This window comes from Glycomyces sp. NPDC046736 (genome assembly GCF_040645615.1).
GTDB lineage: Bacteria > Actinomycetota > Actinomycetes > Mycobacteriales > Micromonosporaceae > Glycomyces.
The window spans coordinates 1-9,704 of sequence record NZ_JBEYYO010000036.1; the positions used below are offsets into that span (position 1 = coordinate 1).

Annotated in this window: 10 protein-coding genes; 4 read left to right on the forward strand and 6 right to left on the reverse strand. The window is 70.7% G+C overall.

Features of this window, described 5'->3' with window-relative positions:
- Positions 1-145 precede the first annotated feature (145 nt).
- From AB0B28_RS22495 to AB0B28_RS22520, 6 genes are all read right to left on the reverse strand, one after another.
- Entirely contained in the window at positions 146-1,207 is a 1,062-nt protein-coding gene (locus AB0B28_RS22495; RefSeq protein ID WP_360124939.1) for a ferrochelatase, read from the reverse strand.
- Between the two features lie 10 nt (positions 1,208-1,217).
- On the reverse strand, positions 1,218-2,000 hold the full coding sequence (gene fabI, locus AB0B28_RS22500) for an enoyl-ACP reductase FabI (RefSeq protein ID WP_360124942.1): 783 nt from the start codon (positions 1,998-2,000) through the stop codon (positions 1,218-1,220).
- Between the two features lie 96 nt (positions 2,001-2,096).
- Entirely contained in the window at positions 2,097-2,801 is a 705-nt protein-coding gene (locus AB0B28_RS22505; protein ID WP_360124945.1) for a beta-ketoacyl-ACP reductase, read from the reverse strand.
- A gap of 109 nt (positions 2,802-2,910) precedes the next feature.
- On the reverse strand, positions 2,911-3,861 hold the full coding sequence (locus AB0B28_RS22510) for a VWA domain-containing protein (protein WP_360124948.1): 951 nt from the start codon (positions 3,859-3,861) through the stop codon (positions 2,911-2,913).
- 19 nt (positions 3,862-3,880) lie between these two features.
- Positions 3,881-4,822, reverse strand: coding sequence for a DUF58 domain-containing protein (locus AB0B28_RS22515; protein ID WP_360124951.1), 942 nt, complete (start codon positions 4,820-4,822; stop codon positions 3,881-3,883).
- Positions 4,823-4,826: 4 nt separating this feature from the next.
- Entirely contained in the window at positions 4,827-5,900 is a 1,074-nt protein-coding gene (locus tag AB0B28_RS22520) for a MoxR family ATPase (protein WP_360124953.1), read from the reverse strand.
- A gap of 361 nt (positions 5,901-6,261) precedes the next feature.
- Here AB0B28_RS22520 and AB0B28_RS22525 point away from each other — a divergent pair, with 361 nt between their 5' ends.
- The 4 genes from AB0B28_RS22525 to AB0B28_RS22540 all read left to right on the forward strand — a co-directional run bounded on the left by AB0B28_RS22525 (position 6,262) and on the right by AB0B28_RS22540 (position 9,334).
- Positions 6,262-6,825: an alpha/beta hydrolase gene (locus AB0B28_RS22525; RefSeq protein WP_360124956.1), complete on the forward strand. Its 564-nt coding sequence runs from the start codon at positions 6,262-6,264 to the stop codon at positions 6,823-6,825.
- Positions 6,826-6,886: 61 nt separating this feature from the next.
- Entirely contained in the window at positions 6,887-7,105 is a 219-nt protein-coding gene (locus AB0B28_RS22530; protein WP_360124959.1) for a hypothetical protein, read from the forward strand.
- 7 nt (positions 7,106-7,112) lie between these two features.
- Positions 7,113-7,619, forward strand: a complete 507-nt coding sequence (locus tag AB0B28_RS22535) for a PH domain-containing protein (RefSeq protein ID WP_360124962.1) — start codon at positions 7,113-7,115, stop codon at positions 7,617-7,619.
- Positions 7,620-7,819: 200 nt separating this feature from the next.
- Complete coding sequence (locus AB0B28_RS22540; protein WP_360124965.1) at positions 7,820-9,334, forward strand: PH domain-containing protein; 1,515 nt, start codon at positions 7,820-7,822, stop codon at positions 9,332-9,334.
- The last annotated feature ends 370 nt before the right edge of the window (positions 9,335-9,704 follow it).

The window sequence follows — 9,704 nt, forward strand, 5'->3', positions numbered from 1 at the left end:
CCCCCGACGGCCGTTATCCGGCCCATTCGCCCGCTCGCTTCGTTGTCGGCCTTCCCGATACAACACCGGTATCGGGAAGGCCTTCCGCCTCCCGAGCGAACGAATGGACTCGGATACCGACTCGCCGCGAGTTCCCAAACACCCCCTAGCGACCTCGGTGCTTCTCGGGGGCCGGGGGGCGGCGGGCGGGGCAGCAGCCCTCGACCGTCGGGTCCCAGACCGGGAGCTTGCCCAGGCGACGGATCGGCGCGCCCTTGACGCGTTCGGCCACGAGCTCGCCGAACATGCCGACCAGGTCGCCGTCGATGTTCGGCGTGCCCGCGCGCAGGTAGCGCAGGCCCAGCTCGGCGGCGGTGTCCTTGGCCTCGTTGTCGAGGTCCCAGAGGACCTCGATGTGGTCGGAGAGGAAACCTACCGGGCTGACCACCACGGTGTCGACGCCCGCCGCGGCGAGGTCCTTGAGGTGGTCGTTGATGTCGGGCGCGAGCCACGGCATCGACGGCGGGCCCGAGCGGGACTGCCACACCACGTCGAAGTCCCCGGCCCACCCGGCGCGCTCGGCGACCAGCGCGGCCGCCTCGGCGACCTGGTCGGAGTAGCGGGCGCCTTCGGGGCCGGAGCACTCGTCCATCGTGTCGGGGATCGAGTGCGCGGTGAAGACCACGCGGGTCTTCGACTGGTCGGCGATCTCGTCGAGGCTGGAGCGCAGCTGAGCGGCGAAGCCGCCGACGAAGCCGGGGTGGTCGAAGAAGTGGCGGATCTTGTCGATCACCGGGGCGGTGTCGCCGACCGCGGCGCGCGCGGCGTTGATGTCCTCGACGTACTGGCGGCACGAGGAGTACGAGCCGTAGGCGCTGGTGCACAGCGCGAGGGCGCGCTTGACGCCGTCGCCGGTCATCTGGGTGACCGCGTCGACCAGCATCGGCGGCCAGTTGCGGTTGCCCCAGTAGATCGGCAGGTCGATACCGTCTTTGCGGAACTGCGTGCGGAGCGCGTCGATGACCTCGCGGCACCACTGGTTGATCGGGGAGATCCCGCCGAAGTGGTGGTAGTGCTCGGCGACCTCGGTGAGGCGCTCCTCGGGGATGCCGCGGCCGCGGGTGACGTTGCGCAGGAACGGCAGCACGTCGCCAGGGCCCTCGGGCCCGCCGAAGGAGACGAGGAGAACCGCGTCGTACTCGTTCAGGTCTGTTGCATTGGTGGTCATGGCCGCTCCGCTACTGCTCGGTGCGCTCGACCCCGACCGCGTGGAAGCCGCCGTCGACGTGGAGGATCTCCCCGCTGGTGGCCGGGAAGAGGTCGGACAGGAGCGCCGCGCAGGCCTTGGCGACCGGCTCGGAGTCGGTGAGGGACCAGCCGAGCGGGGAGCGCTTGGTCCAGGCCTCCTCGAAGGCCTCGAAACCGGGGATGGACTTGGCGGCCATGGTGCGCTGCGGGCCGGCCGAGACGAGGTTGACGCGGATGCCCTTGGGGCCCAGGTCGCGCGCGAGGTAGCGGTTGGCGGACTCGAGCCCGGCCTTGGCCACGCCCATCCAGTCGTAGACCGGCCAGGCCTGGCTGGCGTCGAAGGTGAGGCCGACGATGGAGCCTCCGTTCTCCATCAGCGGCAGGCACGCGGTCGCGAGCGACTTGTACGAGAACGTGGAGACGCTCAACGCGGTGGCCACGTCTTCCCAAGGGGTATTGAGGAAGTTGCCGCCGAGGGCCGAGGGCGGGGCGTAGGCGATGGCGTGCAGGACGCCGTCGATGCCGTCGACGTGCTCGCGTACTTTCCCGGCGAGGCTTTCGAGGTGCTCGGCGTCGGTCACGTCCAGTTCGATCACCGGCGCGGGCTTGGGAAGCTTCTTGGCGATCCGCTCGACCAGGGACATGCGCCCGAAGCCGGTGAGGACCACGTCGGCGCCCTGCTCCTGGGCGTACTTGGCCACGCCGAAGCCCAGGGACTGCTCGGTGATCACCCCGGTGATGAGCAGTCGTTTGCCGTCCAAGATTCCAGACATGTGTTCCTCCGTCGTCACTGTTCGATATCGAAAATACTGTGCCCGCGGCAGGCGCCGCACCGCCGAGCCGCACCGCTCGGTCGGTGGGATCGCCGCCTAGTGGCCCATGCCGAGGCCGCCGTCGACGGGGATGACCGCGCCGTTGACGTAGGCGGCGTGCTCGCCGGCGAGCCAGGTGACGGCTCCGGCGATCTCCTCGGGCTTGGCGAAGCGCTTGGCGGGGATGTTCGCGAAGTAGGTCTTGCGCTGGTCTTCGGGCAGCACCGCGGTCATGTCGGTCTCGACGAAGCCGGGGGTGACCACGTTCGCGGTGATGTTCCGCGAGCCGAGTTCACGGGTGATGGAGCGGGCGAGGCCGATGAGGCCGGCCTTGGACGCGGCGTAGTTGGTCTGCCCGGCGTTGCCGTAGAGGCCGACGACCGAGGAGATGAAGATCATGCGGCCGGCCTTGGCGCGGAGCATCTTGCCCGAGGCGCGCTTGGCCACGCGCCACGCGCCTTTGAGGTTGGTGTCGACCACGCGCTCGAACTGCTCGTCGCTCATGCGCAGCAGCAGCGTGTCGTCGGTGATCCCGGCGTTGGCCACGAGGATCTCGACGGGGCCGAACTTGCCTTCGACGTCGGTGAACGCGGCGTCGACCGAGGCGGTGTCGGTGATGTCGCACTGGACGCCGTAGAGGCCGTCGGGGGCGCCGGTGCCTCGGTGGGTGACGGCGACGTTGTCGCCCTGGGCCTCGAAGGCCCGTGCGATCGCGAGACCGATCCCTCGGTTGCCGCCGGTGACGAGGACGGTGCGCGCCATTGTTCGAACTCCTCAGGTTTCTTTGTATGAAGCCACCGACGATCGTAGCGACGGGCCGCCGCGGCGGCGAAGGGGCCTTCACACACCGTGTGGCACCAGCCTCACCCGATCACGTCAGGCGCGAGGTCCAGGCGAGGCTGAGCCCGGCCGCCGCGAACAGCAGGATCAGGGCGGTGCCGATGAACCACTGGGACGCGTCCTCGGCGATCGTGCGGTAGCCCAGGGAGGAGCCCATGTCCTCGTAGACGGCGCGGAGCTGGTCGACCGAGGCGGCCTCGTAGTACTGGCCGCCGGTGACGTCGGCGAGCCCGGCGAGGGCTTCGCGGTCGACCGGGACCGAGACGTAGTCGCCGTCGAGTTCGACGACCCCTTCATCGGTGCCGAACGCGACGGTGGAGACCGGGATCTGGGCCGCGGCGGCGGCTTCGGCGGCCTCCTCCACGGTGCGCCCGGCGGTGCGGTAGCCGTCGGAGAGCAGGAGGATGCTCGCGGGCGCGAGCTCGCCGGAGGGGTCGGGGAAGACCTGCTGGACTGCCTGGAGCGAGGCGAACACCGCGTCACCGGTGGCGGTGGCCTCGGCGAGGGTGAGGCCGTTGATCGCGGTGGTGATCTCGCCCCGGTTCTTGGTGGGGGGCACCACGACCGAGGCGTACCCGGCGAAGGACACCAGGCCCACGTTGTACTGCTCGGGGAGTTCGGCGACGAAGTCGACGGCGGCGGTCTTGGCCGCGTCCATCCGATTGGGGTCCACATCGGAGGCCATCATGGACAGCGAGACGTCGATCGCGAGGATCACCGTGGCCCGCTCCTGCGGTTCCTCGACGTCGACGGCGGGGCGGGTCATGCCGCCGACCAGGACCGCCAGCGCCATGACCATGATGCCGGCGGGCACGTGGCGCCTCCAGCCGGGCAGGCGCGGGACGAGTTTGGCCAGGAGCGTGGCGTTGGCGAACTTGACGGCGATCCGGCGGCGCGAGAACTGGGCCCAGATGTAGACCGCGGCGAGCGCGGCGACGGGGATGAGCGCCAGCAGCCACAGCGGTTCGAGCAGTCGGATCAACGGTTCTCCTTGGGAAGTGTCAGCGGTAGGCGGCGAGGTGGCGGCGTTCGGCCACGAACGCGGCGATGTCCCGCAGCCAGTCCGAGCCGGTGGACAGTCGCAGGTGGGCCGCGCCGCCGGAGCGGATCCCCGCGGCGATGCGGGCCCTCTGGGCGGCGGCGGCCTCTGCGTAGCGGGCGCGGAAGCGGGCGTTGCCGGTCTGGACTTCGACGTTCACGCCGGTCTCGGGGTCGACGAGGTCGAGGACCCCGACGTCGGGGAGGGCGAGTTCGGCGGGGTCGAGGATCTCGACGCACAGGACCTGCTGGCGCACGGCGAGCCTGCGCAGTTCGCGGACCCAACGGGCTTCGCCCGCTGGGTTCTCGTCGTCTTCCAGACTGTGCTCATGTTCCTTCCGGACTTCGTCCTCCAGGAAGTCGGAGATGACGATCGCGAGGCCCCTGCGGCGGGCGTGGCGGCGGGTCTTGTCGATGAGTTCGGCGAGGTCGCTCGTGCCTTCACCGCGGGGAAGCGTGGTGACGGTGCGAAGCAGCGAGCGCGCGCCGCCGCGCCCGGGCCTGGGCGGGATCGCTTTGGCCGGTCCGCCTTCGGTGACGACGGCGCCGATGCGGTTGCCGCCGCGTCCGGCGAGGTAGGCGAAGGCCGCGACGGCGCCTTCGGCGAGGTCGCGTTTGAGCATGCCGACGGTGCCGAAGTCCAGGCTCGGGGAGAGGTCGATCGCGAGCCAGGTCTCCAGTTCGCGGTCGGCGATCGTGGTGCGCACGTGCGGGGTGGTGGTGCGGGCGGTGACGGGCCAGTCCATGCGGCGCACGTCGTCCCCGGCGCGGTACTCGCGCGCTTCGCCGGGCTCGGAACCGGCGCCGGGGAGCAGGCCCAGGTAGTCGCCGTGGAGGAGCCCGTCGAGGCGGCGGGTGACGAGCAGTTGGAGGCGGTCGAGCGCGCGCAGGTCGGCGAGGTTCACGCGGCTACCAGGCTCCCGGCTGCTGGGGGCTGACGCTGGCGCGCGGGGCGGCGTCCTGGCGCGGGGTCACGGTGGGGGCCGGAACGGCGGCGAGGAGGCTGCCCACGAGGTCGTCGGCGGTGATGCCGTCGGCCATCGCGTCGTAGGAGAGCACGAGGCGGTGGCGCAGCACGTCGGGCGCGATGTCGTCGAGGTCCTGCGGGAGGGCGTAGTCGCGGCCGCGCAGGAGCGCGATGGCGCGGGTGGCGCGGATGAGGCCCAGGGAGGCGCGGGGGCTGGCCCCGTACTGGATGTGGTGACTGATCGCGCCGAGACCGGCCGCGGCGGGGTTGCGGGTGGCCATGACGATGCGCACGGCGTAGTCGACGAGGGCGTTGTGGATGAACACGCCGTCGGCGGCCTGCTGGAGGCGCAGGAGGTCGTCGGTGTCGAGGACCCGGTCGGGCACGGGCGTCTCGACGCCCATGCGGAACACGATCTCGCGCTCCTCGGAGTCGGTGGGGTAGCCGACGTTCACCTTGAACAGGAAGCGGTCGCGCTGGGCCTCGGGGAGGGGGTAGACGCCCTCCTGCTCGATGGGGTTCTGGGTGGCCATGACCAGGAACGGCTTGGGGAGGACGTGGGTCTGGCCGCCGATGGAGATGCGCTGCTCCCCCATGACCTCCAGCATCGCGGACTGGACCTTGGCGGGGGCGCGGTTGATCTCGTCGGCGAGCACGAAGTTGGTGTAGACCGGGCCGAGCTCGACGTCGAAGGTCTCCGAGGACTGCCGGTAGATGCGGGTGCCGACGATGTCGGCGGGCACCAGGTCGGGGGTGAACTGGATGCGGTTGAACTCGGCGCCGACGACCTTGGCCATGGTCTCGACCGCGAGGGTCTTGGCCACGCCGGGGACGCCTTCGATGAGGCAGTGGCCGCGGGCCAGGAGCGCGGCGAACATGCGCTCGACGAGGGCGTCCTGGCCGACGATGACCTTCTTGATCTCGAACAGGGCCTTCTCGAGCAGGGCGGCGTTCTCCGCCGGGGTGGGCAGGCCTGCTCGGCGGTCCTTCGAACGGTCGTCGTCGGCTGGTCCCATATCGGCTCCTTCGGATGCTTCGGTCTGGTGCTGTCGATAGTAATTCGCCCGTACGCGCCTCGCAGGGGCCCGCGGGGACCGATCCGACACACTGGCACCGGCATTTGTCGGGAACCCGACAGTTTACGCCGAACCCCTTGCGGCGCAGCAGGTCTAGACTGCGGCGCCGCGTTCGCGACGCGCCTTCAGGGCCCTTTTGCCCCCAAGGATGACACGCCGCGCGTATTCAATCCGTTGCTGCGAAATGTCGGAGCGCTATGCTTTCCCCAAGCCGCACGACTTCCCCCGTGGTCGTGCGGCTCTTTCGTACCCCCGATCAGCCGATCCCCCGATCCCGGCCCCGCGAAATAGAATCGTCACCATGCCCCTACGCCGCCAGGCCCTCCTGCTCCCCGGACGCAACTACAGCGTCCAAGGGCCGCTGCTGATGTACACGCACGTGGCGCTCCAGTCGCGCGGGGCGCACACGTATCCGCTGGTGTGGCGCGACGTGGACCGGCTGGCGGCCGACGAGCAGACCATGATCGAGGGGATCTGCGAGCAGACCGAGGTCGTGCTCGACCGCGTCCACAACGACGACCCGCCGCTGTTGGTGGGCAAGTCGATCGGCACGGCCGCGGCGGTGCTCGCCTCCCACCACGGGCTGCCCGCGATCTGGTTCACGCCGCTGCTCCAGCACTACCCGATCGTCCAGGCGCTGCGGCGGGCCACCGCGCCGTTCCTGCTCATCGGCGGCTCGGCCGACCCGGCATGGAACAAGACGCTCGCGCGCGACCTGCCCGGCGAGGTGTTCGAGATCAGCGGGGCCGACCACGGGATGTTCGTGCGCGGGCGGCCGCTGGTGGACTCGGCGCACGCGCTGGCCGAGGTGGTCGAGGCCGTGGAGGCGTTCCTCGACACGGCCGTGTGGCCGCGCCAGGGGTGAGGCAGGCCAAGTCGGGGCCTCGCCGGGGGCGCCTGGGCGATCGGCGACGCACAATCGAGGGGTGACCTCAGAAGCCGACACGCCGACCTGCTCCGCGCGGGGCTGCCGCGAGGCGGCCGCCTGGATGCTGTTGTGGCGCAATCCGCGGCTGCACACGCCTGACCGCGTCAAGCGCTGGGCCGCTTGCGAAACGCACCTCGAATCGCTGCGGAGCTTCCTCACCGATCGCGGTTTCCCATGCGAGACCGAGGCCGTGCCTCAGGGCGGTGCAATGGGATGATCGGATCATGAGCGCGAGAGCGACCCCTGTGTGGGACCTGTGGCCGGGCGGCCTCGAATGGCAGCCAATGTCGCCGAAACTGCGCACGGTGTGGGTGCTGCGGAGCCTGATGAACGTGTTCATCCTGGCAGTGCTCGCGGGCGTGCCGCTGACGATCTGGCTGGGCTGGGACGGGCTCTGGTGGACCCTCGGCGGGTACGTGGTCCTCGCGGGCCTGCGGACTTGGACGGTCGCGCGGACCGTACGGACCTGGGGTTACTGCGAACGTGAAGAAGACCTGCTGGTGCGGCACGGGCTGCTGACGCGGCGGGTGAACATCGTCCCCTACGGCCGCATCCAGCTCATCGACCTCTCGGCCGGGCCCATCGAGCGAATGTTCGGGCTGACCACGGTCCAGCTGCGCACCGCCGCGCTCGGCTCGACCACCGACATCCCCGGACTCGACCCGTTCGTGGCCGCCGCGCTGCGCGACCGGCTCGCGGTGCGGGCCGCCGAGGTCCGGGAGGGCCTGTGACCGACCAAAGCGGCGACCGAGTGCCCGAAGTCACTGCGCCGCAACCGGATCAGGGGCACGATCCACTCACGGGCGTGCCGGGAAGTTCGAGCGGTACGCCGCAGGCGGATCAGAGGCCCGTTCCTCCGCTCGTGGGAGCGCCGGAAGGCTCAGGCGTTGCGCCGCAAGCGGATCAGTGGCCCGCTCCCCCGCTCGCCGATGTGGCGTACGGTCCGGCGCGGGAGCAGTCGGCCCCGCCGCCAGGCGTACAGCGCCAGCGCCTGCACCCGCTCACGCCGCTGCTGGAGAGCTTCAGATTCTTCCTCGCGGCGGCGGCCGCGGCGGGCATCCAGGTGTTCACTTCCAGGAACTTCCTGTTCGCGGTGTATATCGCGATCGCGGCGGCCGTGGTCGGCGGCATCGGGAGCCTCATCGCGCTCCAGTACCGGGGCTTCGTGATCTGGGGTCGGGAACTGCACATCTACGGCGGCGTGTTCACCCGGAGCCACCGCACGGTGCCGCTGGACCGGCTCCAGTCGGTGGACCTGGTGCGGCCGCTGCGGGCGCGGCTGTTCGGCTTGGCGCAGTTGAACATCGAGGTCGCCGGTGGCAGTGGCACGGACGCGAGGCTCGCGTATTTGAAGGCCGATCGGGCGCTTGAGCTGCGGGCGGAACTGCTGGCGATCGCCGGACGGCCCGCGGCAGTGGCGGAGCGAGGCGCAGGCGCAGGCTCAGGCGCAGGCGCAGGCGCAGGCGCAGGCGCAGCGGAGGATGCATCAGGCGACGGTGTGGTCGAAGGCGGCGCGGCGAGCGTCGTCGAGGGCGCGGAGGTTGCGCCCGGCGCGGTCGAGGAACCCGCGGAGGACGCGGGCCTGCTCGTGCCGCCGGTGACGGTGCGGCGGCTCGCCTTGGCGTCGGTGCTGGAGGCGCTGCCGGTGCAGGTGACGGCGCTGGTGCTGCTCGGCACGGCGTTCACGGTGACCGGGTCGGTGTTCGGGTTCAGCACGGTGGCGACCACGCTGTGGGTCGGGTTCTTCGCGCCCGCGCTGCTCGGGTACGCGCAGAGCACGATCGCGATGGTGAACAAGTTCCTGCGCAACTGCCGGTTCCGCCTCAGCAGGGACGGCGGCAACCTGCTGGTGCAGCGTGGATTGACGGAGACGAGCCACGAGACGGTCCCGGTCGACCGGGTGACGGGCATGAGCGTCGACGAACCGATCCTGTGGCGCTCGCGCCGATGGCGGCGAGTAGAGGTGTGGACGGCCGCGGCGGCGCAGCAGAGCGCGACGTCGGTGACCTCGACGACGATGCTCCCGGTCGGCAGCCCGCCGCAGGTGGCGACGGTGATGTCCGAAGCGGTGGCCGAACTCGACGCGAACCTGGTGCTCGACCCCGAAGCGGTTTCGAGGCCCCCGAGGCGAGCGCGATGGCGAATGCCGTTGCGCTGGAAGGTCACCGGCGCAGTGCTCCAGGAGCACGCGTTCGTGGAACGCCACGGCCTGTTCGTGAACTCGTACGTCGCAGTGCCGTACGCGCGAATCCAGTCGGTCCGAGTGACACAAGGCCCGATCCAACGGCTGCAAGGCCTTGCGACGGTGCGAGCAATGACCGCAGGCGGAGCAGGCCACGACGCGGTAGGCCACCACCGAAACGTAGACGAAGCGATAACAATGGCAGCCGAACTGCGAACCCGAGCCGACAGAGCGGCAGCCCAAGAACGCCCAAGACTGTCCTAACGGTCGGCGGTCGGCGGTCGGCGGTCGGCGGTCGGCGGTCGGCGGTCGGCGGTCGGCGGTCGGCGGTCGGCGGTCGGCGGTCGGCGGTCGGCGGCGAGGGATTGTCGGTGCCTCGCGCGATGATTGATTCGGGGGCGACTGCGCTGCGACACGCCCGAGCGCGGGGGTTGACCCCCGCGGTCGGGCGTGTCCGAACTCGACTGCCCCCGACTTCCATGGTCGCGCGAAGGTACGACAACCCCGCTAAACGAGTGAAGCTCACGCGCGGAAGCGGAAGCGGGAGCGGGAGCGGGAGCGGGAGCGGGAGCGGGAGCGGGAGCGGGAGCGGGAGCGGGAGCGGGAGCGGGAGCGGGAGCGGGAGCGGGAGCGG

Excerpts from the sequence above, each read along its gene's own strand:
- AB0B28_RS22525 (WP_360124956.1), top strand. The coding sequence starts at position 6,262 with ATGCCCCTACGCCGCCAGGCCCTCCTGCTCCCCGGACGCAACTACAGC.
- fabI (WP_360124942.1), bottom strand. The coding sequence starts at position 2,000 with ATGTCTGGAATCTTGGACGGCAAACGACTGCTCATCACCGGGGTGATC.
- AB0B28_RS22520 (WP_360124953.1), bottom strand. The coding sequence starts at position 5,900 with ATGGGACCAGCCGACGACGACCGTTCGAAGGACCGCCGAGCAGGCCTG.
- AB0B28_RS22495 (WP_360124939.1), bottom strand. The coding sequence starts at position 1,207 with ATGACCACCAATGCAACAGACCTGAACGAGTACGACGCGGTTCTCCTC.
- AB0B28_RS22505 (WP_360124945.1), bottom strand. The coding sequence starts at position 2,801 with ATGGCGCGCACCGTCCTCGTCACCGGCGGCAACCGAGGGATCGGTCTC.
- AB0B28_RS22535 (WP_360124962.1), top strand. The coding sequence starts at position 7,113 with ATGAGCGCGAGAGCGACCCCTGTGTGGGACCTGTGGCCGGGCGGCCTC.